Origin of the sequence: Limosilactobacillus rudii, from assembly GCF_014145455.1 — a bacterium.
In the GTDB taxonomy this organism is placed as follows: domain Bacteria; phylum Bacillota; class Bacilli; order Lactobacillales; family Lactobacillaceae; genus Limosilactobacillus; species Limosilactobacillus rudii.
In genome coordinates this window covers 14,037-37,340 of record NZ_JACIVB010000053.1, presented here as the reverse complement: position 1 = coordinate 37,340, position 23,304 = coordinate 14,037, and the positions used below count along the sequence as shown (strand labels likewise).

The 23,304-nt window shown below is 38.7% G+C and carries 23 protein-coding genes, 1 pseudogene and 1 other annotated feature; of the genes and pseudogenes, 13 read left to right on the top strand and 11 right to left on the bottom strand.

Annotated elements, in window-relative coordinates:
- Positions 1–1,031: glucose-6-phosphate isomerase (locus H5S39_RS05515; RefSeq protein ID WP_182597199.1), on the bottom strand; the 1,031-nt coding region annotated here is incomplete at its 3' end.
- Positions 1,032–1,273: 242 nt separating this feature from the next.
- On the opposite strand from H5S39_RS05515, the gene H5S39_RS05510 reads away from it, so the two are divergent.
- From H5S39_RS05510 to H5S39_RS05475, 8 genes are all read left to right on the top strand, one after another.
- A complete protein-coding gene (locus tag H5S39_RS05510; RefSeq protein ID WP_182597200.1) occupies positions 1,274–2,263 on the top strand; it encodes a LacI family DNA-binding transcriptional regulator in 990 nt (329 codons plus the stop codon).
- A 247-nt stretch (positions 2,264–2,510) separates the two neighbouring features.
- A complete protein-coding gene (locus H5S39_RS05505) occupies positions 2,511–3,929 on the top strand; it encodes a glycoside hydrolase family 32 protein (RefSeq protein ID WP_182597201.1) in 1,419 nt (472 codons plus the stop codon).
- Position 3,930: 1 nt separating this feature from the next.
- Positions 3,931–5,235, top strand: a complete 1,305-nt coding sequence (locus H5S39_RS05500) for an oligosaccharide MFS transporter (protein ID WP_375139111.1) — start codon at positions 3,931–3,933, stop codon at positions 5,233–5,235.
- A 40-nt stretch (positions 5,236–5,275) separates the two neighbouring features.
- Positions 5,276–5,519 (top strand) — a binding site (T-box leader).
- Positions 5,520–5,615: 96 nt separating this feature from the next.
- A complete protein-coding gene (locus H5S39_RS05495) occupies positions 5,616–6,467 on the top strand; it encodes a MetQ/NlpA family ABC transporter substrate-binding protein (RefSeq protein ID WP_182597203.1) in 852 nt (283 codons plus the stop codon).
- Positions 6,468–6,478: 11 nt separating this feature from the next.
- Positions 6,479–7,543 carry a methionine ABC transporter ATP-binding protein gene (locus H5S39_RS05490; protein ID WP_182597204.1) on the top strand — a complete coding sequence of 355 codons (1,065 nt, stop codon included), beginning with the start codon at positions 6,479–6,481 and terminating at the stop codon, positions 7,541–7,543.
- On the top strand, positions 7,518–8,225 hold the full coding sequence (locus tag H5S39_RS05485; RefSeq protein ID WP_375139110.1) for a methionine ABC transporter permease: 708 nt from the start codon (positions 7,518–7,520) through the stop codon (positions 8,223–8,225). The genes H5S39_RS05490 and H5S39_RS05485 overlap by 26 nt, the downstream gene beginning before the upstream one ends.
- A gap of 12 nt (positions 8,226–8,237) precedes the next feature.
- Entirely contained in the window at positions 8,238–9,380 is a 1,143-nt protein-coding gene (locus tag H5S39_RS05480) for an ArgE/DapE family deacylase (RefSeq protein ID WP_182597206.1), read from the top strand.
- 168 nt (positions 9,381–9,548) lie between these two features.
- The gene (locus tag H5S39_RS05475) at positions 9,549–9,890 is read left to right on the top strand and encodes a carboxymuconolactone decarboxylase family protein (protein ID WP_182597207.1); all 342 of its coding nucleotides are present in this window, start codon (positions 9,549–9,551) and stop codon (positions 9,888–9,890) included.
- A 464-nt stretch (positions 9,891–10,354) separates the two neighbouring features.
- On the opposite strand, the gene msrB is transcribed toward H5S39_RS05475, so the two are convergent.
- The 6 genes and pseudogenes from msrB to H5S39_RS05445 all read right to left on the bottom strand — a co-directional run bounded on the left by msrB (position 10,355) and on the right by H5S39_RS05445 (position 14,802).
- Positions 10,355–10,783: a peptide-methionine (R)-S-oxide reductase MsrB gene (gene msrB, locus H5S39_RS05470; RefSeq protein ID WP_182597208.1), complete on the bottom strand. Its 429-nt coding sequence runs from the start codon at positions 10,781–10,783 to the stop codon at positions 10,355–10,357.
- A gap of 60 nt (positions 10,784–10,843) precedes the next feature.
- Positions 10,844–11,810 (bottom strand): annotated as a pseudogene (locus H5S39_RS05465) (zinc-binding dehydrogenase).
- Positions 11,807–12,445: an ABC transporter permease gene (locus H5S39_RS05460; protein ID WP_182597209.1), complete on the bottom strand. Its 639-nt coding sequence runs from the start codon at positions 12,443–12,445 to the stop codon at positions 11,807–11,809. Before H5S39_RS05460 ends, H5S39_RS05465 begins: the two are co-directional and overlap by 4 nt.
- Complete coding sequence (locus H5S39_RS05455) at positions 12,438–13,208, bottom strand: ABC transporter ATP-binding protein (protein ID WP_182597210.1); 771 nt, start codon at positions 13,206–13,208, stop codon at positions 12,438–12,440. The genes H5S39_RS05460 and H5S39_RS05455 overlap by 8 nt, the downstream gene beginning before the upstream one ends.
- Complete coding sequence (locus tag H5S39_RS05450) at positions 13,183–13,833, bottom strand: ABC transporter permease (RefSeq protein WP_182597211.1); 651 nt, start codon at positions 13,831–13,833, stop codon at positions 13,183–13,185. The genes H5S39_RS05455 and H5S39_RS05450 overlap by 26 nt, the downstream gene beginning before the upstream one ends.
- A gap of 69 nt (positions 13,834–13,902) precedes the next feature.
- Positions 13,903–14,802, bottom strand: coding sequence for a glycine betaine ABC transporter substrate-binding protein (locus tag H5S39_RS05445; RefSeq protein WP_182597212.1), 900 nt, complete (start codon positions 14,800–14,802; stop codon positions 13,903–13,905).
- Positions 14,803–14,954: 152 nt separating this feature from the next.
- Here H5S39_RS05445 and H5S39_RS05440 point away from each other — a divergent pair, with 152 nt between their 5' ends.
- From H5S39_RS05440 to H5S39_RS11615, 3 genes are read left to right on the top strand one after another with little or no spacing between them, the layout of a single operon-like run.
- Complete coding sequence (locus H5S39_RS05440; RefSeq protein ID WP_182597213.1) at positions 14,955–15,416, top strand: Rrf2 family transcriptional regulator; 462 nt, start codon at positions 14,955–14,957, stop codon at positions 15,414–15,416.
- Positions 15,413–16,267, top strand: coding sequence for an SDR family oxidoreductase (locus tag H5S39_RS05435; RefSeq protein ID WP_182597214.1), 855 nt, complete (start codon positions 15,413–15,415; stop codon positions 16,265–16,267). The genes H5S39_RS05440 and H5S39_RS05435 overlap by 4 nt, the downstream gene beginning before the upstream one ends.
- 21 nt (positions 16,268–16,288) lie before the next feature.
- Complete coding sequence (locus H5S39_RS11615) at positions 16,289–16,420, top strand: hypothetical protein (RefSeq protein ID WP_259407323.1); 132 nt, start codon at positions 16,289–16,291, stop codon at positions 16,418–16,420.
- Positions 16,421–16,532: 112 nt separating this feature from the next.
- On the opposite strand, the gene H5S39_RS05430 is transcribed toward H5S39_RS11615, so the two are convergent.
- Positions 16,533–17,714, bottom strand: coding sequence for a phosphopentomutase (locus tag H5S39_RS05430; RefSeq protein WP_182597215.1), 1,182 nt, complete (start codon positions 17,712–17,714; stop codon positions 16,533–16,535).
- A gap of 108 nt (positions 17,715–17,822) precedes the next feature.
- On the opposite strand from H5S39_RS05430, the gene H5S39_RS05425 reads away from it, so the two are divergent.
- Positions 17,823–19,631 (top strand): heavy metal translocating P-type ATPase, encoded by a 1,809-nt coding sequence (locus H5S39_RS05425; protein WP_182597216.1) that lies wholly within the window; start codon positions 17,823–17,825, stop codon positions 19,629–19,631.
- A 78-nt stretch (positions 19,632–19,709) separates the two neighbouring features.
- Here the strand turns inward: H5S39_RS05425 and H5S39_RS05420 are convergent, their stop codons facing one another.
- Together H5S39_RS05420 and H5S39_RS05415 are read right to left on the bottom strand one after the other, a co-directional pair.
- The gene (locus H5S39_RS05420) at positions 19,710–20,444 is read right to left on the bottom strand and encodes a M57 family metalloprotease (RefSeq protein WP_182597217.1); all 735 of its coding nucleotides are present in this window, start codon (positions 20,442–20,444) and stop codon (positions 19,710–19,712) included.
- 79 nt (positions 20,445–20,523) lie between these two features.
- On the bottom strand, positions 20,524–21,231 hold the full coding sequence (locus tag H5S39_RS05415; RefSeq protein WP_182597218.1) for a 3'-5' exonuclease family protein: 708 nt from the start codon (positions 21,229–21,231) through the stop codon (positions 20,524–20,526).
- A gap of 228 nt (positions 21,232–21,459) precedes the next feature.
- On the opposite strand from H5S39_RS05415, the gene H5S39_RS05410 reads away from it, so the two are divergent.
- On the top strand, positions 21,460–22,809 hold the full coding sequence (locus H5S39_RS05410; RefSeq protein WP_182597219.1) for an FAD-dependent oxidoreductase: 1,350 nt from the start codon (positions 21,460–21,462) through the stop codon (positions 22,807–22,809).
- Positions 22,810–23,017: 208 nt separating this feature from the next.
- Here H5S39_RS05410 and H5S39_RS05405 read toward each other — a convergent pair whose 3' ends face one another.
- Positions 23,018–23,299, bottom strand: a complete 282-nt coding sequence (locus H5S39_RS05405) for a hypothetical protein (RefSeq protein WP_182597220.1) — start codon at positions 23,297–23,299, stop codon at positions 23,018–23,020.
- Positions 23,300–23,304 lie beyond the last annotated feature (5 nt).

The window sequence follows — 23,304 nt, the reverse complement described above, 5'->3', positions numbered from 1 at the left end:
GGTTCGGTTGGGATTTCCATATCATGGTTTGGCTTATCAAGCTTAACAACGGTCTCCATTAAGAACCGGCGCCCTTCCTGGATGTATTGACCAAGGGAGTGCAGGTCGGTGGTAAAGTTAGCTGAGGATGGGTAGATCCCCTTTTGGTCCTTCCCTTCTGATTCACCGGCTAACTGCTTCCACCATTCGGCAAACATCCGCATGTTCGGCTCGTAGTTTTCCAATAATTCGGTTTCATAGCCCTTACGGTAAAGAATGTTCCGGTAAGCAGCGTATTGGTAGGCTTCATTCTTACTTAAGTCCGGATCAACATAATCCTTTTCTGCTTGGGCAGCCCCGGCCATTAGCTTATCAATATCTGCACCAGAAGCAGCGATTGGCAATAACCCTACTGCGGAAAGAACCGAGTAACGACCACCAACACCATCCGGAATTACAAAGGTTTCGTAACCATGAGCATCAGCCTCAGTCTTCAAAGCGCCCTTCGCTTTATCGGTGGTAGCATAGATCCGCTTATTAGCTTCGGTTTCTCCGTACTTCTTAATTAAGAGGTCCTTAAAAATCCGAAAGGCGATTGACGGTTCAGTTGTGGTTCCAGACTTAGAAACAATATTAATTGAGAAGTCCTTATCACCAATCAATTGAATCAAGTCATGCACATACGTCGAACTCAAGGAATTACCGGCAAAGACAACCAATGGTGCTTGCCGATCCTTCGCCTTTTGGGCTTGGTAGAAGGTATTGTGCAAGAAGTCAATTGCCATTTGGGCCCCAAGGTATGAACCACCAATCCCAATTACCACCAGGACATCCGAATCGCGTTGAATCTTAGCGGCCGCCTTTTTAATTCGGGCAAATTCTTCTTTATCATATTCTGTTGGTAAGTGGAGCCAGTCGCGAAAGTCCGCTCCAGCACCTGTTCCGTTGCGTAATTCATCATTAGCAGCGTTAACCATTGCTTGCATTTCACCAAGTTCATTATCATGTACGAATTGCTTTAATCCTTGTACGTCTAAGGAAATATTTGCCATAGCTATAATCTTCTTTCTTTTTTGAAATCGCTTTCTTTATTACGGTAATCATGTTATCGCTTCCAAAAATATATGTCAACCGGTTAATATTAATGCGTAAACCAACCAATAATTTGGGTAAAACTTTTTAACTTTATTTATGTTATATGCCTAGTCAAAATATACCAATCAACAAAATTAGTTTTAAAATTTTTTTCAATGATATAATTTAGGTATTATTACATAGAAATTGAAGTGAAAAAATGAGCGAAAAAAGACGCATAAAACTAGAAGATGTGGCAAAAGAGGCCGGTGTATCAAAAACAACTGCTTCACGGGTATTAAATCACCGTGGATACCTAAGTGAAAAAACCATTAAAAAAGTCCATGATGCTATGGCTAAATTAAATTATCGGCCTAATAGTATTGCTCGTCAGTTATATAAGCAGGAAACTAATTTTGTTGGTTTAATTTTCCCTACAGTTAATAACCCTTTTTTTGGTCAATTAACTGCAGAACTAGAAAAGAATCTTTATAAAAAGGGCTATAAAGTCCTCCTAGGAGATAGTGAAAATGACCCAGAAAAGGAAGAGTATTATCTACAACAGCTACTTGAACATCAAGTTGATGGGCTAATTGTCGGAGCCCACAATCAAGGACTTCCTGAATACCACCATCCTAATTTACCAATCGTTTCTATTGACCGAACTGTCAACGAAGACGTACCAATCGTTTCTTCTGATAACTACCAAGGTGGAATAATGGCTACGCAACGGTTGATCGACCTTGGGTGTCGCCACATTATTCATACAAATGGACCAACTACCTTAGCATCGCCTACACAAAATCGGCGTCTTGCATACGAATACACGGTTAAAGCAAACCACATGAAGCCCATTATTTACTACACGAGTTTTAATAGCTCTATTCAGGAGAAAATTCTACTATTTCAAAAACTATTTAGGGAACACCCTAATGTTGATGGTATCTTTGCTTCAAACGACATTGATGCTAGTCTTATAATTAAAGTTGCCCACCAGTTCCATAAAGAAGTTCCCAAAGACCTAAAAGTAGTTGGCTACGATGGTGCTGATGTTACCCAATTACTATTCCCAAATTTAACAACGATTCAGCAACCAATTAACGAAATTGCTAAAACTGCTGTTAATATTTTAGAGGCACGGATCAATCATCAAAAAGGTATCCATTCCGTTACTATTCCTGTCACCTTTCATAATGGAACAACTGCTTAATTAATAATGAAGAGAGCTCCAGAGTTTAGTTTTACTAATTCTGGAGCTTATTTGTATATAGGTTCGTATTTTAACTTGATAAGGGTACTCATATCATAGACCTTTTTTATTTTTAAATTTAATAATCGTTACTGGTTCTAAGGATATGTCAACCGATTAATACATTAACCGGTTGACATAAATTTGGTCAAGGATTATATTATTGTCAGCAAATCTGTAAGCGCTAACAAAAAAGGAGCGATAATTAATGGCTAATAAACTCGACCAAACAAAATTTATCCAGATCACAAATAACCGTTACCGCCAACGATACCATATAACTACTCCGGGTGGCTGGCTAAACGACCCTAATGGTTTATGCTTTTTCAAAGGTTATTACCATGTTTTTTATCAATACCACCCATATTCTGCAGAATGGGGACCAATGCACTGGGGACATGTCCGAAGCAAAGACCTATTACATTGGGAACAGCTTCCAACTGCATTAGTGCCAGGTGATAAAGAAGATAGTGGCGGTTGCTTTTCAGGTTCCGCAATTGTTAAGGATGATCGACTATATCTCTTTTATACGGGACACAACTACTATCAAGATAATGACACTGATCACTTTTATGAAAATCAAAATATGGCTTATAGCGATGACGGAATTACTTTCCACAAATATAGCCAAAACCCAATCATTACAACTCCGACCGATAATACTCAACACTTTAGAGATCCTAAAGTTTGGCAGTATGATTCCGAGTACTATATGGTTATTGGCAGTCAAAGTAAAAGCAATCATCTAGGTCGTATTCTCCTATATAAATCTTCTGACCTAATAAACTGGAAGTCTTGCGGACCAATCGCTTGTTCAAAGGGCAAAGAAACAGAAGGATGGATGTGGGAGTGTCCCGATATGTTTGAGTTAAATGGACAAAACGTTTTAATATGCTCCCCAATGGGCATTAAAGCTCAGAAGAAGACTTTTCTTAATCTTTCACAGGTTTGTTATTCTATTGGCGAATTAAACTATCAACAAGCAGCTTTTTCAGGAACAGCTTTCAAAGAAGTTGATCAAGGACATAACTTTTACGCTACACAAACAATGCTTACCCCAGACGGTCGCCGAATTTTAATCGGGTGGATGAGTCCCTTTGAAGAAAAGATGGACGAACAAGCCGATGGTTGGGCCGGTTCTTTAACATTACCGCGAGAACTTATACTTGAAAATAATTGTCTAAAGAGCCGTCCTATTAAGGAATTGCAACAACTACGAACGGCTACTATTTTAGATAAAGAAATCGTACTAACTGGTAATAAACAATTATCGGTAACGGACCCTCAACACACTGAGTATTTATTTAAAGTGAAAAATGAAACTCCACAAACTTTTGCCTGGCAAATAAATGATGCAAATGGAACTATCATCAAACTAGCAGTCCGTCATAACCAGGTTACACTATTTCGTCGCGGAAAGAATGACCAATATCGGTATGCAACGTTAACTACCCCACTAACTGATATCCACATCTTTGTTGATACTAGTTCTGTTGAATTTTTCATTAATGATGGTGCAGTTTCATTTACCGAACGCTACTACACTACCCGGAAAATTACTACATCTATTAGTTCTAATAACTGTACCTTACATGGAAATATCTATACATTAGGAGAAGATGATTAACATGAAGCAGAAAAGTCAATGGAAAAATCCTTTTTATACTAGTTACTCGTTAAGCTTGTTATTATTTTTTGCCGGCTGGGGAATTTGGTGGTCCTTCTTCCAAATTTGGTTAACAACTAAAGAAGGCTTCTCCGGGGCACAAGTAGGTATTATTTATTCGTTTAATTCTGCAATTTCATTAATAATGAACCTTGTATATAGTAATTTTCAAGATCGTCTTGGTGTCAAAAGGAATCTATTAATTTTTTGTGCTGTTTTACAGATTTTCCTTGGCCCATTCTTCACATGGCTTTATGTTCCAATTTTACGAACTCACTTCATGCTTGGGGCATTATTAGGGTCTATTTATTTGACTTTTGCTTATTTATCCGCTTCGCCAATGTTTGAAGCCTTAGCTGAACGAATTAGTCGGCGCTTCGGCTATCAATATGGACAAGCACGGGCTTGGGGATCATTTGGTTATGCCGCTGCTGCCCTTGCTGCCGGTTATCTATTCACAATTAGTCCCTATCTTGTTTTCTGGTCGGGATCAGTAATTGCGGCCCTCTTATTAGTAACATTAATATTTTGGAATCCGATTCGCAATTCTAATAATATTAAAAAATTCGAAAACATCTCAGAAAATCAACGTGAAGCAACTCCACCAACTACCAAAGATTTTCTCAACATTTTCAAAATCAAAAGTTTATGGGAAATCGCTATTTTTCTGGTATTCAGCGGAACATTCTACACAATCTTTGACCAACAAATGTTCCCTCAGTTCTTCACCAAGTTTTTCTCCACACAAGCTGCCGGAGATCATATGTATGGGATTTTAAATTCAATTGAAGTATTTCTAGAATCAATTATGATGGGACTTGTTCCAATCCTTATGCGAAAAATCGGTTTAAAAAAGACAATTTTACTTGGTACAACCTTTATGTTTATCCGGATTGCCGGATGTGGCCTAATTACAAATCCTTTCGGTGTATCATGCATTAAATTACTTCATGCACCAGAAACAGCTATTTTTGTTGTTGTCATGTTTCGTTACTATACACTTCATTATGACCCCCGAATTTCTGCAACTATTAATATTGTCACTGGAATAGCTGGGGCCATCGGACAAATTATTTTATCAACACCTCTTGGAATACTAAGAGATAAAATTGGTTACCAACCTACCTTTTTAGTGATTGCAGTAATCGTATTGTGCGCTGGAATTTACGGATACTTTATTATTCGAGATGATAATCAAGAAGTAAACGGTCAACCATTCGAAAAAGATAATTCATCAATAATTAAAATTAGTGTTGACAAAAATTAGAGAATCATTATAATAAAACACATAATAATTAATTAAACGTTAAAACATATCGAAAAGCAGAGTAAGTACTTAAACTTTTTAGAGAGCTTCTGGGTGGTGAAAAGGAGCAAGCGGCTGTACTGAAGATGGGCTTGGAATGGTATCGATGATTGTTAGTCGATAACGGGTTAGCACACGTTACTAGTGCTAGGTAATTCTAATCTATTTATTAGAGTAACCTACTGAGGCTAGATTTGTGAGGATCTAGTAAATAAAGGTGGTAACGCGAAGCACTCGTCCTTTAATTAAGGGATGAGTGCTTTTTTATTTCCCCAATGATTTCTCAATATTAACGTTTAATTATCAAGTAAAAATAGATAGTTTGAAAGGGAGTTTTATTTATGAAGCGTAAAAAGAAAAGAAATACAATTATTTGGATTATCGTCGCACTAGTTGTTGTTATTGCTGGTTACTTTAGTTTTATTCGTCCTCAGGAACAGGCCAAGCGAACTGTAACAATTGGAATCATGGCTGGGTCAAAACAAGATGATGAAATTTGGCAAACTGTAAGTAAAACCGCTAAGGATAAGTATAATATCACCTTAAAATTCAAACGATTCACTGATTACAACCAACCTAATAAGGCCTTAGAAAATGGTGATGTTGACTTAAACTCATTCCAACACAAGCTATTCTTACAAACCTGGAATAAGGCACATAAAACCGATCTTGTTTCAATTGGTGATACTTACATTACACCTATTCGCCTTTACTCCAAGCAATACAAGAGTGTTAAAGAAATTCCTAATGGTGGAACAATCGCCGTTCCGAATGATGCTTCAAATGAATCACGAGCACTTTTTGCACTGAAGAATGCTGGTTTAATCGAATTAAAGAAGGGCACTAAGCTAGCAACTGTTAGTTCAATCGCTAAGAATCCTCGCGATCTTAAAATTAAAGAATTAGCTGCCGACCAAACTGCTCGTTCATTAGATGACGTTGATGCTGCTATTGTCAACACAAACTACGCCCAAGCAGCTGGTATCAATTACAAGAGTGCTATTTTTGTTGAACCAATCAACAGGGACTCTAAGCAGTGGGTTAATGTGATTGCTGCTAAGGACAGTCAAAAGAATAACAAGATCTACCAAGATGTAGTCAAAGCATACCAAACTGAAAAGACCAGGCAAGAAATCAAGAAGCTTTACGGTACAGCAGAAATTCCCGCTTGGGACCTCAACTTCAATAAATAAGGAGGACTAACATGACAAATCAAATTATCGATTTAGATAACATTAGTGTGACCTTTAAACAACGCAAGCATACTGTTCACGCCGTCAAAGATGTTACCTTAAAAGTAGACAAAGGCGACATTTATGGAATTGTTGGGTATTCTGGTGCTGGTAAGTCAACGTTAGTACGAACGATTAACCTCTTACAGCTTCCCTCTAAAGGCACTGTTACTATTAATGGCACTGTTTTTTTCAAGGATCACCGTCAACAAATTAGTAATAAGGAGCTGCAAGAAAAGCGTCGTAAAATCGGCATGATTTTCCAACACTTTAACTTGTTAAATGAAACTTCAGTGATCGAAAATGTGCTCTTTGCTTTGAAGCATACTAAGCTTGATGATGATGCTAAAGAAAAGAAAGCATTGGAATTATTGGACCTCGTCGGCTTAAAAGATAAAGCTGAATTTTATCCAGTGCAATTATCTGGTGGTGAACAACAACGGGTATCAATTGCTCGGGCACTAGCAAATGACCCTGAAATTTTGATTTCTGATGAAGCAACATCAGCCCTTGACCCCCAGAATACAAATCAAATTTTAGATCTTTTGAAACGCTTAAATGAAAAGCTTGGTTTAACAATCGTTCTTATTACCCATGAAATGGATGCAGTTAAACGGGTAGCAAACAAGATTGCGGTCATGGAATATGGGCAAATCATTGAACGCGGAACATTGCAAAAAGTCTTCTTGCAACCACAACAAGAACTTACCCGTCAATTTGTTGGTGGTTCACTAGCAGCCGTGGATACATTGAAGGCCTTTAACCTTGAACACCTAAATGACGACGAAGAACTCCTTCAATTAGTCTACGACGCTAATAACGTCACAAAGTCAATTATCATTGAGCTATACAAGAAGCTACAAGTTGAAGCAAGTATGCTATATGGAAATATTGAAGTACTTGCGGGTTCACCAGTGGGAACACTCTTTGTTGTTATTAAAGGTGATGCTGACAAACGTAGCCAGGCAATTGAATTTTTAAGAGCAAATAACGTTACTGTCACTAAGATTGATGATCGGAGGATTTGGAATGAATAATATTATACCAAACGTAATTCAACTCGGCTGGGGTGGTGATAATGGTTGGGGAACCTCAATCATTCAAACAATCTACATGACATTTTGGCCAGCCATTTTTGGTGGGATTTTAGGATTAATTTTTGGCGTTGCACTCGTAATTACTGAGCCAGGCGGAATTCTTGAGAATCGAATTATTTTCAGTATTGTTGACAAAGTTGTATCAATCTTCCGGGCAATTCCATTTATCATCTTACTGGCATTCATCGCGCCGTTCACCCAATTAATCGTGGGAACCCAAATTGGAACAACGGCCGCATTAGTACCTCTTTCCATTGGCGTCTTTGCTTTCTATGCACGCCAAGTACAAGTCGCCCTTGAAAGTGTCGATCATGGAAAAGTTGAAGCCGCCCAAGCTATCGGTGCAACAAACTGGGATATTATCACTGAGGTCTATCTTCGCGAATCCCGCTCCGAGCTAGTACGAGTTTCAACCGTAACATTAATTAGTTTAGTAAGCTTAACCGCAATGGCCGGAGCTATCGGTGCCGGTGGTCTTGGGAACACCGCTATTTCATACGGTTATGATCGTTTTAATAATGATGTCACCTTGGTCGCTACTCTGCTTGTATTACTATTTGTTTTAATCATTCAAGTTATTGGTGATTTTCTAGCAAAGAAACTAAATCACCAAGATCGGTAGAGGAGGTTTATTATGGAAGCCAACGAAAAAGTAAAGGTATTGCAAGACCTAATTCAAATTCATACAGTTAATGGCAACGAAGCCGAAGTAGCTCATTACCTTCAAAAATTATTATCCATCCACGGTATTGAAGCTAAAGTTGATGAATTTGGTGACCGGCGTGCTAATTTAATTGCAGAAATCGGTACCGGCGAAAATTCCCGTGTTCTCGGTTTTACCGGGCACCAAGATACCGTTGCTGTACCTAACCCTGATCGCTGGCAGCATTCGCCATTTGAAAGTGAAATTGTAGGCGATCGCATATATGGCCGTGGTGCCGCAGATATGAAGAGCGGACTAGCCGCACAAGCCCTTTCACTTATTGAATTAAAAGAAGCCAATCAGTTACCAACAGGCAAGGTTCGTTTTATTGCTACTGCCGGTGAAGAATTGGGAACCCCTGGTGCTTATCGTTTAGAAAAGCAAGGAACAGCTACTGACTTAACTGCTTTAGTGGTCGGTGAACCAACAGGCGGTAACGTTATTTTTGCTCATTCTGGTAGCATGAATTACCGCATTACAAGCTTTGGTAAATCATGCCATAGTTCTCATCCTGACCAAGGAGTTAATGCTATTGAGGGATTACTTAAATTCGTTGAAGAAGAAAAACACCTCTTTGATGATGCTAAGGATGACCAATACCTAGGAAAGGTACAACACAGCATCACAGTCTTTAACGGTGGTGACCAAGTAAACACTATTCCTGATAGCGCAACCCTCCACGGTAATATTCGTCCAACGGCTACGTTTAATAACAAAAAGGTCATTGACCGTCTTCAAGATACAATCGAATACATTAATCACACTACGCCGTTTCAATTAGAATTAAAAATCATTCAAGATTTCTATCCAATCGCAACCGACCCTACCGATCAATTTGTTCAAACTGCGTTAAACGCTGCTCAAAGAAACTATCCTAATGACGTTAAACTCGACATCATTAACGGTGCTACTGACGCCAGTGTCTTTACCCTCCACCGACCTGATTTACCAGTTGTCGTCCTTGGTTGCGATTCATGGAATGCTGCTCATCAAACCGATGAATTTACAACTATTTCAAGTTACCTCGCAACAATCAAAGCTTATAAGCAAATAGTACGTAATTATTTTGCTTAATTATCAAACTTAAAGAAAAACAACTCCATTCGGCTATACGACGATTGGAGTTGTTTTTGAATCTAACCAAATCTTTCTGTCAATTTTACTACCTCGCGTTAAAGAAAACGGTTACAATAAACATAAGTAATTAGCCTTGTCACATAAAGTTAAGAAAGGATGCTTATTATGACTGATTATCAACAAGAGTTAACGGAAATAATGGATAACAACAAGAATATTTTTAGTAGTACTGGTGAAGTTGGAAAGAATTTCTTAAACGTTCACGATGCTGCAATCAAAGACGGTGCCCTCGACAGTAAAACCAAGGCCCTTGAAGCCTTAGGAATCGCAATTGCTATTCGTTGTGAGGGCTGTATTATTCAACATGTTAAAGGCGCAATTAAGCTTGGCGCAACTCGCGATGAAATCATTGAGACAATTAATGTTGCGATTATGATGGGCGGCGGACCTTCCACTGTTTACGGCGGTAAAGCCTTAGCCTGTGCAGACCAATTTTTGAATAAGTAAAGGTAAAGTAGTTTTTTATTAGTTTTCACTAAGCTTTTTCTGCGCAAAGTCTTAGTGAATTTTTAGCTGCTATTTTAGCTATCTTTGTATAATAAATGTTATAATATAGTCGTTGAAAGCGATAACATTAGATTGATTAAGAAAGGGTGTTTACCATGATGTCATTATTAAGTAACGTAATTGCTGTTGTTAGTTTTTCTGCGATCCTTTTAGCTTCAATTATTAGTCTATTCATTGGTGGTAAGCACCAGCACAGATTTAATTAATTGAACTAATCGCACTATTAATAGTTGAGTAACAATATAAAATAATCTTTTAAAACGATTGAAGACCGTGAAAAAAGCCAAAATTTTTTCACGGTCTTATTTTTCTACAGCTAGAAAAGTCTTACGTTAATTTACACTACCTCGAATTTTTAAATAAAACAACAAAGAGCTAGAAATTAGCTTGGTCTCATCACTATATTATTTAAATAATTCGGCATATTCCCCGTATCCCTCAGCAGCAAGGCGGTCAACTGGTACAAATCGTAACGCTGCTGAATTGATACAGTATCGGAGTCCACCTTTTTCGATTGGACCATCAGTAAATACATGTCCAAGATGTGAATCCGCCTCTTTGCTTTTTACTTCGGTACGTTCCATTCCAAAAGATTGGTCACGCTTCTCCTTAACTGCACGCTTTGCAATTGGTTTTGTAAAGGCTGGCCAGCCACAACCAGAATCGTATTTATCAAGCGAAGAGAAAAGCGGTTCACCGCTAACAACGTCGACATATATCCCAGGTTCATTAAAATGATCATACTTACCCGTAAACGGTCGTTCAGTCGCCGCCTCTTGCGTAACCGCATATTGGATTGGTGAAAGGCGTTTCTTTAAATCTTCTTTTTGCATTCTGACTACCTCCGTCCTTATGTTAAGTAGCCTTATTGTACGCTTGCTTACTTACATCGCCTAATCATCTGCCTGGTTTAGCACAATTACCTTTCCAAAACTATCATGACTTTCTAAATATCGATGCGCAGAAGGCAATTGATCCAGCCGAAAGACTTTTACTGGTTTGACAGGAATGTCTTGTTCCTCAATCAGTCTCAGCACCCCATTTAGCTTTTGCCGACTAACATTTCCTGAATAAAAACTTGTAAGATAGCCATTAGGAGCAATATCCATAATCGGGTCAAACTTTTCAAGATGCCATTTATTACCTAGTTCTCCAGTACTACAGACAATGCCACCCGGATTAGTATGCTTGAAACTATCCTTAATAGTTGCGGGACCAATAAGTTCAAAAACTTTATCAAATTTCAGTTCTGTTTTTAGTTGGCCTTGTTGATCAAAAACAACATCATCATAACCTGCCGCAATTAATCGGTCTGCCTTGGGTGCCCGTCTAGTCGTTCCGGTAATCCGTACACCGGGAAATAAAGCACGAGCTAATTTCATAAACGCCACCCCTACGCCACTACTTCCACCACGTACTAAAATACTTTCGCCGGAATGGATGTGAAGGTTAAGCAGCGAACCATACGCAGTGTAATAAGTTTCAGGAATAGTTGCTAATGTCTTCCAGTCAAGACGAGTCTCAACAGGATATATTTGATCATTAGGTAATAGAACATACTCTGCATACGAACCATCAAAAGCTCGTCCCATTTCACCCATGATTGAAATTACTTTTTGTCCCTTGGGAAGGCGCTTTGGTTCAGTCGTTTGCTCAATTACACCTACACATTCAATGCCTAAGATTCGTGGAAATTTTACGGTTGGTGACAATCCTTTACGGGTAAAAATCTCTGAACGGTTAATTCCAAAGCCCATGATTTTAACTAGCGACCATCCCGGCTTTATTTGTGGTGTGGGTACCTCCTGATAGACAAGCTGATCTGGACCACCTGCTTTTTTTTACAACAACAGCTTTCATTTTTCCATTACTCCTCTCCATCGATGAGTTAACAGCCAAGCAAAACTTTGAATAATTCCTGCACATACCAACGTCAGAGTTACCGTCAAAATTGTCCCCCATAAGATAGGAACTACCTGTTGCCCCTGAAGGCCCTCAAACAATAATTGACCCAAGCCACCAGCACTTATTGTAGCGGCAATTGTTGCCATTGCCATCGTGGAAGCTAGTGCAACTTGAATGCCACTAAAAATTGCGGGAAGCGCCAGCGGAAGTTGGACCTGTCGAAAAATTTGGCTACGGGTCATCCCCATCCCAGCTGCAACTTCAACCAATTGAGGATTGACTTCACGAATACCCGTAATAAATGATCGGAGCAATATATACTCCGAATAAATAGTCAGCACAATAATAGCGGTTCGCATTCCTAGACCGGAAACTGGTAAAAGGAGGGCAAAAAAAGCAAAACTAGGAATCGAATATAAGAGTGAAAAGAAATAAACTAAACTGTTAAGCCAATTACGACGCTGAAGAAAAAGTAAGACTATTACAATTGCCAATATCAATGCGATTCCTAGTGAAGAAAGCACCATTACTGCATGCTGCTGGGCATCACTTAGCATCACCGACCAATTTTCGTTCCAATATTCAATCATCCTGTTCCCTCCATAAGTTCTTATTTTGTTGAACAGTTCCTAATAATTCTTTAACGAATGCGGTGGCCGGATGATGAACAATCTCTTGAGGACGAGCGAATTGAGCAACCTTTCCTTGATGCATCACCATCACCCGCTGACCGAGAAAAAGTGCCTCATTAATATCATGCGTTACAAATAAAAACGTCTTATCCGGTAGCGATTCATGAATTCTTTTAATTTCCCGTTGAAGTTCACTGCGGGTCAGCGCATCCAAGGCACCAAATGGTTCATCAAATAAAACATAAGGCGGATTAGTTGCTAGGGCGCGGGCAACACCAATTCGTTGTTGCTGTCCACCCGACAATTGTTGCGGATATCGATTTGCATACTCTTGTGGTGCTAGTTGAACTAGCTTTAACAATTCATTTACCCGTTCTTCAATTTTATTTTGGGGCCACTGTAACATTTTAGGTACGACCGCAATATTTTGCGAAATTGTCATATGCGGAAAAAGGCCTATTTGCTGAACAACATACCCCATATGGCGCCGTAATTTTACTAAATCCAAGTCATTAATTTTTTGCCCATCAATTAAAATCTCACCAGCGCTTGGTTGTAACAGGCCATTAATCATTTTAAGCGTAGTTGTTTTCCCAGATCCAGATGACCCAAGAATGGTAACAAACTCACCTTTATTAACTGTAAAACTCAAGTCTGGAATAATAATATTGCTTCCGAATGTCTTTTGAACATGTTTAAATTGAATAATTGGCTTTGTCATACTTTTGTACCTTCCTGATTAAGTAATCAAAACTAGTCATTGCAAGAAAAGATAAGATTGCCACACTAACTGCCCCAATTACTACATATGACATGTCAAATAATCCGAGACCAGTAAAAATCAATGTGCCTAACCCCCCAGCGCCAATATAGGTCGCTAAAGTTGCACTGGCGATAATCTCAACTATTGCCAGTTTTATTCCATTTAAAATATATGGTAGTGCTAGCGGAATTTCGATCTGCCGGCATAACTGTCGTTGACTCATTCCCAACGCTGTTCCTACCTCTTTATACAGCGGACTTACTTCATTAAAACCGAGGATTGTGTTGATAAGCAATGGTGGCAATGCCAAGACAACTAAGGCAATTAGCGCTGGAACAATCCCTGTCCCAATAAACGGAATTAATAAAAATAACAATGCTAAACTAGGAATAATTCGCAATACTTGAGCAAAGGCAACGCAAAAATTTGCTACTACTTTTATTCGTGAGCCAATATATCCTAACGGTAAGGCAATTACCATTGAAATTGCTAGTGTTACTACTGTAAGCGTAATATGTTGACCAACATATTGCCAGTATTGACCACTATTATTTTGGAAATATTGAATGATCTGTCCTAACAAGTCATCACTCCCTCTTATTAAACAATAAGGAAGAGACAAACAAATTTTGTTCTAGTCTCTCCCCTAACCTTATTTCATATTCTGATTATACCAATTTTGGGCCACGGTCTTGTAATTCTGGTGGTTTACATTAACTTTTTTATTTAATGCAACTAGTTGTTTAGTAGTTAGCTTTGCGTCTACTGCGTTTAAGGTTTTCTCCATCTTTGGATAATTTTTAGCGGCCTTTTTATTAACCACGGGAACTAAGTTATATGGTGGCCAAATATTTTTATTATCCTTAATTAAAGTAAATTTACTTGTTGCTAATTGACCATCAGTGGTTGAGACTGGAGCTGCTTCTGCCTTGCCCTGTTCCATAATGCGATAGAGAAGGTTTACATCATAATCTTTAATTGATTTAAAATTAAACTTACCATAAACCTTATTCATTTCGGGTAATCCATCTGCACGCTTTTCAAATTCACCCTGGGAGGCGAAACGAATCTTATTCGCCTTCTTTTGTAATTGGCTGAGATTAGTAATATGGTCCTTGCGTGCAATCTTTGTCGGCATTGCAATTCCTTGACGATTATCACCCGGCGCATAGTTGAAGGTTGTTAAGCCATATTTAGCAACGCCTTGATGGGCAATCTTAGCCATCTCACTTGCGCTCTTACCAGTTCCTTTCTTTTTCAGATATGTCTCGACAATTGTTCCGGTGTAATCTGGATATACATCAATTTGTCCCTTTTGAGTTGAACTAAATATAACATTATTGGCAATGTTGGGTTTACGAGTAACTTTATATCCGGCATGTTCAAGAGATAATGCGTATATCTCACTTACCGTTTTACTTTCGGAAACATTCTTAGAACCAACAATAATCGGCTTATTGTTCGCAGCACTGGCAACTGTTGGCATGATTGTTCCTAATAGCAAGGTCCCAGCAGCTAGCAATGATGCTGCCATAATTTTCTTTACTCTCATTTTTCTCCTCCACTCCATCTTTGTAACTATTTAAGTTTCATTTAACACCATCATATTATTCTTAATCAGTTTGATTGTCAAGAAAATACAATATTAATCGCTTGACTAATTGTAACTTTATTAGTTACAATAAATATTAAAGGAATGATAATATGAAAATTTCAACACGTTTTAGCGATAGTATTCAAATCTTGGCATTTATTGATATTTACCAAGATATTATCCCACTCACTAGCAATAACATAGCTGATAGCGTTGAAACCTCGCCGGTTGTTGTACGCCGCTTGATGAGTGCCCTCAGCAAAGCTGGCTTAATCAATACGGTTCACGGTACAGCTGATCCCCAACTTGCTAGAAAAGCTACTGAGATATCTTTATATGATGTTTTTCTTGCAATTGAAGGGGATGCTCATCTTTTTGCTATTGATAAGCGAACAAATCCGGCATGTATTGTTGGTGCCAATATTCAAGAAACGCTTAATGAATATTATCAACAAGCTGAAAATGCCGCTAAAGCTAAACTCGCCGCAACGACTCTCCAAGATGTAATAAATACAATTCGCGTTAAACAGGCACAAAAAGAAGCATTGCAAAGAAAGAAGGCTACAAAATGAAATACATAATTACTGGTGCAACTGGTCATCTCGGCCAATACGTCGTTCAAGAATTAAGCAAATTTACTGCTCCCGAAAATATTCGGGTTGGTGCCCATAATCCAACTAAGGCCAAGAAATTTCAGGAAGCTGGTTATGAAATTGCTGCCCTTGACTATAATGATGTTGATTTGATGGTCAAGGCATTTAAGGGAATAGATGTCCTAATTTATATTCCAAGCATTACTTACTCTGTTAAGGGGCGAATCGATGAGTTTGAAAACTCACTTACTGCGATGATTAAAGCCGGCGTAGAGAATATCGTTGATGTTAGTTTTATTGCCGACCAATACAATAATCCCTTCCAAATGGCTGGATATTACGCCTATCTCCCTGCCCGCCTTGCCAGTACAGGATTAAATTACGCAATTGTTAAAAATTCACTGTACGCTGACCCCTTGGTTCCCTACTTACCCGAACTAATTGAACGCCATAACGTTATTTACCCGGTTGGTGATCAGGCAATGAGTTTCATCTCTCGTCAGGATAGTGCCGAAGTCATCGCCAACATTGCTGTAAAACCTTACCTACGTGATAAAGGGCAAAATTATCTCTTAACAATGGATAAAAATTATACAATGTCCGAGCTCAGCTATATCATGACCAAGGTCACTGGCGAAGAAATTGGCTACGCTCCGGTCACGGTTAAAAAATTTGCCGAAATCTATCAAGCTGAAGGAGACGGAGATGAACTTGCCTCAATGTATCAAGCAGCAGCTATGGGGTTAATGGATACAGTAACTGATGATTTTGCCCACATTACCGGACACCGGCCAACAAACATGGAAGAATTTTTAACCAATAACTACTAATCTCTGAAAGGAAGCTAACTTATGTTTACTCCCCCACTTGGTATCGGACAAATCCATGCAATGCATGAACTTTTTAAAAGTGATCCGCAACTGGCAATTTTGCTTCTTGTCATCCTTATGGGAATCGCTATTTACTTTCACTATCATCGTTAATTAACTACCTCTTAGTAAAAGAAGACTGGAATTCCAGCCTTCTTTTTTGGTTAAGATGTAATTTGAATAAAAAATCGACTAATAGAAGACGCGACAGCTTTTAGCAGCGAATCTATACTAGGCTATTGAGAAAACTTCTACCGTATGTTGTCTTGGTTATCAACCCAAAATTATCAAGGATTGTTGCGCCAATATCAGCTAGTGATAACCGAATAGGCAGTTCTTCACTGACATCCAAACGCGGTGACCATACCATCAACGGAACATATTCACGAGTATGGAATTCACCAGGATAAGATGGATCGTTGCCATAATTGCCGGTTAAAATTATTAAATCAGTTGAATGTAGTTTCTTAATTACCTGGGAGAGCTTTTTATCAACTCGCATTAATTCACTGCCAAAGCCTTCAGGATTACGTTTTTGACCATATTGGTAGTCAAATTCACCAAGATCTGTTACACACAATCCCGCAAAGTCTTTAGTAATCGTCTCATCTAAAGCCCGCAACCATTCCAGATTATTTTCATCTCTGTTTTTACTACCTTCGCCAAAGATTTCGGCTGTTTTACCAATCATGCTTACCGTGTAATTATTCGCCCGCAAAGTATCTAAAATAGTCGAGTCCGGCGGCATCAATGGCGATGAATACAGCGCACAAGGAAAAAAGTTTGTTATCGTTTGTCCTTTAAATAATACGCCATTTACCTTCTCAATTTTATAGCCCGCCTCATCCAAAATCTTGCGAAGAGTTATGCAATATTTTTTTAGCGACGAAACTGATGCCGTATCTTCATGCGCCACTAACCAAACAGTCGACGAGCTGTCTGTAAAAATAATCAGCCCACTCGTTTTTAATTGTTCCATCCCATAATTTTGTAACGCAGCTCTTAAATTCATTCGTGAATTTGCAATGACTGGTCTCTTTATTCTTTGTTGAAAATGGTTAACAATCGCTACTGGCACACCACCTACAAAAATCGCCGGCATTTCTAAAGTAGGCAGCCCCATCATTTCCCATTGACTTTCCCGATCGCTTATCCCAATTGAGCATGGGTGAATCTTACCAAAGACTGCTCGTGGTGTTAATAATGATGGCATTCCCATCGTTGGATGAAGATTTCCTAAACCCAAGCTTTGCAATGTTGGTAATTGCAGTCGCATTCGGAAATGTGCATCAAGGTGACCCAACGTATCAGCACCTAAACTGTTAAAAGAGACTGCATCGGGAGTTGCCCCAATCCCTAACGAGTCAATAATTATCACAAATATTCGCTGATAATATGGTTTATCCATTACAAACCTCCTCATATTTTCTTAATATTTTACGCTTTTTCATAATATCTTTAATTAAAAACTTTATAATTGAAAGGGAGGTCAACAATTTAAGATAGGGGGATATATATGAAAAAATTATCAAATAAGCAAAAACTTATTATCATTTTAATAATTGCTGCGATTGCTGTTATTCTACAATTCGGCTTTCATTTACAATTATTTGCTCAAGTTCTCGTAACAATTGTAGGAGCGATTGTTGCTTTTTCAATGTTCGTTGGCATGATTAAAACCATTCGAAGCGGAAAATATGGTGTGGACTTATTGGCTATCATGGCGGTGGTTGCAACCCTGGCTGTTAGTGAATATTGGGCAGCCATGGTTATTCTCGTAATGCTAACAGGTGGGGATGCCCTTGAAGATTACGCCGCTAAAAAGGCTAGCACCGAACTGAAAGCTCTCCTCGACAATTCACCACAAACAGCTCATTTAATCACTAATGATGGTTCAAAAGATATTCCGGTTAATGATGTTAAAGTCGGTGATCAAATAATTGTCAAGCCAGGTGAATTAGTGCCAGTTGATGGCTTTATCAAAGCTGGTGGCGGACTATTTGATGAATCATCATTGACTGGTGAATCACGCCCTATTTCTAAAGGCCTTGGTGATGAAGTAATGTCAGGGTCAATAAATGGCGACCATGCAGTGACCCTGCAAGTTACTAAACTTGCTAAAGACAGTCAATATCAACAACTTATTAAACTGGTTAAGGAAGCAGAATCAACTCCGGCACACTTTGTACGGTTAGCTGACCGGTATGCCGTCCCCTTTACAATTGTAGCTATTATTATTTCATCACTTGCTTGGCTAATTTCAGGACATCCAGAACGGTTCGCTGAAGTCTTAGTAGTCGCTTCTCCATGCCCATTAATTCTTGCAGCACCGGTAGCAATGGTTTCTGGAATGAGCCGTGCTTCCCGTAATGGGATTGTTGTCAAGACGGGAAGTGTTCTTGAAAAATTAGCAGCAGCAAAAACTGGGGCATTCGATAAAACAGGAACAATTACAAGTGGACAGCTAACCGTTGATAAATCAATTCCCGCTGACAACATTAACAGCAATAAGCTCCTCCATTATGCTGCCAGTGCAGAACAACAATCTTCACATATTCTGGCGCGATCTCTACTCTCTTATGCAAGTGCGAATAATACGCCACTGTCAACAGTTACCAACCTAGAAGAAGTAACAGGAAAAGGAATCCGAGCCACAGTTGATAATCATGAGGTGCGCGTTGGCAAGCTCAAGTATGTCGCCAGCCATAATATGAATGCAATGCAGACTTCAACCGCTATATATGTCAGTGTCGACAAAAAGTATATTGGGGCAATTACGTTCACTGACCATATCCGTCCTGAAGCCAAACGAACGATGACAGATCTCAAAAAATTAGGCGTTACTAACCTGTTAATGCTTACTGGTGATCAAGCAGTAATTGCCGATAAAGTCGCTAAACAAGTAGGAATTACGCAGGTCAAAGCCGACCTCCTTCCTCAAGATAAAATTAAAGCTTTAAAGGCGATTCCATCAAACGAGCATCCGGTCTTTATGGTTGGCGACGGGGTTAATGATGCTCCATCCCTTGTCACTGCTGATGTAGGAATTGCAATGGGCGCTCATGGCTCAACCGCAGCAAGCGAATCGGCATCGGTCGTAATTCTTAAAGATGACCTTTCACGGGTCGCAAAAGCTGTGGCAATTTCAGAGGAAACGTTAAAAATTGCTAAACAAGCAGTTTTGATTGGAATTGCAATTTGTACAATTCTAATGTTAGTTGCTAGTACTGGAATCATCCCTGCTTTCGTCGGTGCAATGCTACAAGAAGTAATTGACACCGTTTCAATTCTGTGGGCACTGAAAGCACGTAAATTGTCTGATTAATAAATAAGGTACTTAGTTAAATACTACTGACTTACATAACATTAACTTAGTACCTTACCAAAAAGCCTTATTATTTAATTATTTATTTTCAGAGTAAAGTTTTTGAACAGCTTGAACATCTGTCGGCTGAATTGTATAAAATGATCCGGCCGGTTGCATTACTGAAACTGTATTTGTATGATCCAAGCCAATTGCATGGCCTAATTCGTGCTCTGCAGTATTGATAATCCGCTCTTGGCTATATCCATAACTTGGATCTGATAAATAATATGTATTTAAGTATACTGTTGCGTGCATAAACTTACGAGTTAATGAATTTGACGATGTCTTAGTTAATCCGGCCGCATTAGAATCAGAACGGTTCATCGTTGTAACAACAATATCTGCTTTACTTTGATTATCTATCCGTTTAAATGTAAATGCCCCTGTCTGGTTCCAAGCCTGGATCGCTGAATTAGCAGCCGCATCTAATTGAGGATTATTAGTATTAACATAAACTGATGCCTGATTTGTCGCCCAACGTCCTGTTGACGGAATTGACGTCTGAGTACTTGTTTGCTGTTCTGTTGTTGGTTGCTGGTTATTCTTAGAGGAACGATTATTAGTATCATTTAAATGGAGGTTTGTGTCATCACCGGAGCTCGTATTTTCCTTATTAATTAGTTTTGCAAGGCGTTCCCGAACATTCCATACTGTTTGGTTAGTCGTTGCCTGCGCTTGATAATTATTGAAATAAAGCCATCCTCCACCTACTAAAAGTCCCAAAACGAAAGCTCGCTTAAGAAGTCGAAAAATGAATTTTATCTCGTTCACCTTCTTTCGATTGTCAACATTATAAAAAGCTAATCGGGATAATTCGTGAACTAAAGTTTAAATTTTAGTAACGATCGCTTTAAACATTTAATTCTTGACTAAGATCACGAGCATAAAATTTTAAGATTTGTTCGATTGCAAGCACATCATTCTGTGCTTGATGAAACTTAATCGCTGGCAAATGCAATAACCGACACATCTTTTCTAAGCTAATCGCATTTTTATTTTTCCAGACTTCCTTAGCTACTAATTTCTCTAAATCTAATGATTGGATAGTACGCCACGGTCGCTCTTCTTTAGGTATTTTCAACCGGTTTGCTTCGCGGTTTAACAGTTCAAAATCGGTACTATTATCCCAACTTACAATATAATCTGGTTGCTCAGTCGCAATAAATCGAAAAATACGCCGAAAGATTTCATCAATCGTATATGTACTTGCCTCTGAAAGGCACACATCATATTGTCGCAAAAAAGCTAATTGACGATCCGCCGACATATTACGACCGTATAAATGATAATCAAAGCTAATATGCCTTTCGTACATTCGTCCCGCAATTTGGGCCACACCATTCTGATTTTTTTGTTGGTCTTGGTAAAATTCAAGGTCTAAAATTAACAATCGCGCATTGCTGTTCAATACGTCACGTAATTGGTCAAAATTTTCAACCTTAGCAGCCTTTGATACTTTCCCAGTCACGTCTTTAGTCGGCGGTACTGCCTGTAATATCATCGTTGTCACTGGCAAAAAAGAGCTAAAGTGAATAATCGGCATCGTTTTCTGTACCATATTGCTCCTCCCTCTGCAAAACATATGTTCGATATAATTATACCATAATCAGACGTTTAATAAGAAAAGATTTTTAATAATTCCACCAGACAAAAACATAAAAGTGCCTACCCAGAAAACCATTGTAAGCACATATACACCACGCTGTCTCACTTAAGCAATTTTAGTGACAATTAATCCAGGATTAGTATAATTTAGGTACACAAAAAACTAACCAGGAGATTTTCTATGAAAACGATCAAAAATATTATTATTGGTTTTGGTAAAGGTGGCAAAACACTAGCTAAATTTCTTGCACAACGCGGCGAACAGGTCCTCATGGTTGAAAAGTCAAATCAAATGTATGGCGGAGCATGTATTAATATTGCTTGTCTCCCATCTAAACGGCTCATTATCGAAGCAGCCCATAACACTTCGTTTGAAGATGCAATTGATGGCAAAAACGTCATGACTGCTCAATTACGTAAAAAGAATTATGAAATGCTTGCAAGTGAAGATAATATTACGGTCGTTGATGGAGTCGCCCATTTTACTAGCAACCATACTATCGAAGTGCAAACAACTAGCGGATCAACATTAGATTATAAGGGTGAACGTATTTTTATTAATACTGGCGCTAAACCACAGATTCCCGATATTACCGGGTTAAAAAATAATCCTTTTGTAATAACTTCAACGGAGGCCATGAATCAATCTAAGTTGCCACGCGAACTTGTTATTATCGGCGGTGGTTATATTGGGCTAGAATTTGCTAATATGTTTACCAATTTTGGATCCCATGTAACGATCCTTGATCGTCACGAAAAAATTTTACCTAATGAAGATGATGATATTGCCGAAATGATTATTCAAAACCTTACTGATAATGGGATTAAGTTTGAAGTTGGGGCTAATATCAAACAAATCAGTAGGCAAGATGAACAGGCCGTTATTACTTTGACAAACAATAATCAACATGAAACAACTCTTTTTGCCGATAAGATTCTAATTGCCACTGGTCGCCAGCCGGAAACTGCTAGCCTTGACCTTCAAAATGCTGACATTAAGGTTGATAACCATGGCGCAATTATCGTCGACGACCACCTCCACACCAGCGTTCCTAATGTTTGGGCGATCGGCGATGTGAAAGGCGGTTCCCAATTTACTTATATTTCTTTAGATGACTTTCGGATTATTAAAGATGAGCTTGCGGGAAATGGCACCCGCCATGTTAGTGATCGATCAATCGTGCCAACAAGTGTATTTATCGAGCCTCCTTTAGCTCAAGTCGGCTTAACTGAAAAAGAAGCCCAAAAGCAGGGACAGGATTACTTACTCTTTAAGATGTCGGCGGCAGCAATCCCCAAAGCGAAGGTACTCAAAGATACGCGAGGAATGCTTAAAGTACTAGTTGATCCAGCAACAAACTTAATTTTAGGGGCAACATTATACGTTCAAGAAGCTCAAGAAATAATCAACATGATTGCTCTAGCGATGCGCGCAAAGATCCCATATCAAGTACTTCGCGACCAAATTTATACTCACCCAACAATTAGTGAAGCTTTCAACGATTTATTTAAGGAACCAGTTAAGAAATAAGCTTAATTTCTTCATTTTCTGTTATTCTTAACCTATCTGGTCGTAGGAATGACAAGCTGCGATATAAGTACTTTTATCAAAATTTTCAAATAATACAGTGCGCAAAAGGGCTCTAGAGTTTGGCTTTACCGAACTCTAGAGCCCCTACTTATACTTGCAGGACGTGAAAGCAAAATCATAAATAAGCTTTGCTTTCACGTTTTTTTGTTTATAATTTATTATCAAGATGATCGATTAACTTTGAAATATGGTTATTAAGCTGATCAATCGTATCTTTTTGTTCAGCAATGTGCTCTTGCTGACGATCGATTGTGTCACGCAACTCAGCAACCTTATTGTGTTTTTCTTTTTTCTTTGTTCCCTTCTTTAATGACTTTACTAAGGCGCCCATAGTATTAACGTCATATTCATTTAATAATCCGGCCAATTCGTCTAATTTCACATCCCGAATAGATCGTTTATCACTGGTCTTTACATTACCTTTTGCCATTATTA

Excerpts from the sequence above, each read along its gene's own strand:
- H5S39_RS05510 (WP_182597200.1), top strand. The coding sequence starts at position 1,274 with ATGAGCGAAAAAAGACGCATAAAACTAGAAGATGTGGCAAAAGAGGCC.
- H5S39_RS05505 (WP_182597201.1), top strand. The coding sequence starts at position 2,511 with ATGGCTAATAAACTCGACCAAACAAAATTTATCCAGATCACAAATAAC.
- H5S39_RS05500 (WP_375139111.1), top strand. The coding sequence starts at position 3,931 with ATGAAGCAGAAAAGTCAATGGAAAAATCCTTTTTATACTAGTTACTCG.
- H5S39_RS05495 (WP_182597203.1), top strand. The coding sequence starts at position 5,616 with ATGAAGCGTAAAAAGAAAAGAAATACAATTATTTGGATTATCGTCGCA.
- H5S39_RS05490 (WP_182597204.1), top strand. The coding sequence starts at position 6,479 with ATGACAAATCAAATTATCGATTTAGATAACATTAGTGTGACCTTTAAA.
- H5S39_RS05485 (WP_375139110.1), top strand. The coding sequence starts at position 7,518 with ATGATCGGAGGATTTGGAATGAATAATATTATACCAAACGTAATTCAA.
- H5S39_RS05480 (WP_182597206.1), top strand. The coding sequence starts at position 8,238 with ATGGAAGCCAACGAAAAAGTAAAGGTATTGCAAGACCTAATTCAAATT.
- H5S39_RS05475 (WP_182597207.1), top strand. The coding sequence starts at position 9,549 with ATGACTGATTATCAACAAGAGTTAACGGAAATAATGGATAACAACAAG.
- msrB (WP_182597208.1), bottom strand. The coding sequence starts at position 10,783 with ATGCAAAAAGAAGATTTAAAGAAACGCCTTTCACCAATCCAATATGCG.
- H5S39_RS05460 (WP_182597209.1), bottom strand. The coding sequence starts at position 12,445 with ATGATTGAATATTGGAACGAAAATTGGTCGGTGATGCTAAGTGATGCC.
- H5S39_RS05455 (WP_182597210.1), bottom strand. The coding sequence starts at position 13,208 with ATGACAAAGCCAATTATTCAATTTAAACATGTTCAAAAGACATTCGGA.
- H5S39_RS05445 (WP_182597212.1), bottom strand. The coding sequence starts at position 14,802 with ATGAGAGTAAAGAAAATTATGGCAGCATCATTGCTAGCTGCTGGGACC.
- H5S39_RS05440 (WP_182597213.1), top strand. The coding sequence starts at position 14,955 with ATGAAAATTTCAACACGTTTTAGCGATAGTATTCAAATCTTGGCATTT.
- H5S39_RS05435 (WP_182597214.1), top strand. The coding sequence starts at position 15,413 with ATGAAATACATAATTACTGGTGCAACTGGTCATCTCGGCCAATACGTC.
- H5S39_RS11615 (WP_259407323.1), top strand. The coding sequence starts at position 16,289 with ATGTTTACTCCCCCACTTGGTATCGGACAAATCCATGCAATGCATGAA.
- H5S39_RS05430 (WP_182597215.1), bottom strand. The coding sequence starts at position 17,714 with ATGGATAAACCATATTATCAGCGAATATTTGTGATAATTATTGACTCG.
- H5S39_RS05425 (WP_182597216.1), top strand. The coding sequence starts at position 17,823 with ATGAAAAAATTATCAAATAAGCAAAAACTTATTATCATTTTAATAATT.
- H5S39_RS05415 (WP_182597218.1), bottom strand. The coding sequence starts at position 21,231 with ATGGTACAGAAAACGATGCCGATTATTCACTTTAGCTCTTTTTTGCCA.
- H5S39_RS05410 (WP_182597219.1), top strand. The coding sequence starts at position 21,460 with ATGAAAACGATCAAAAATATTATTATTGGTTTTGGTAAAGGTGGCAAA.
- H5S39_RS05405 (WP_182597220.1), bottom strand. The coding sequence starts at position 23,299 with ATGGCAAAAGGTAATGTAAAGACCAGTGATAAACGATCTATTCGGGAT.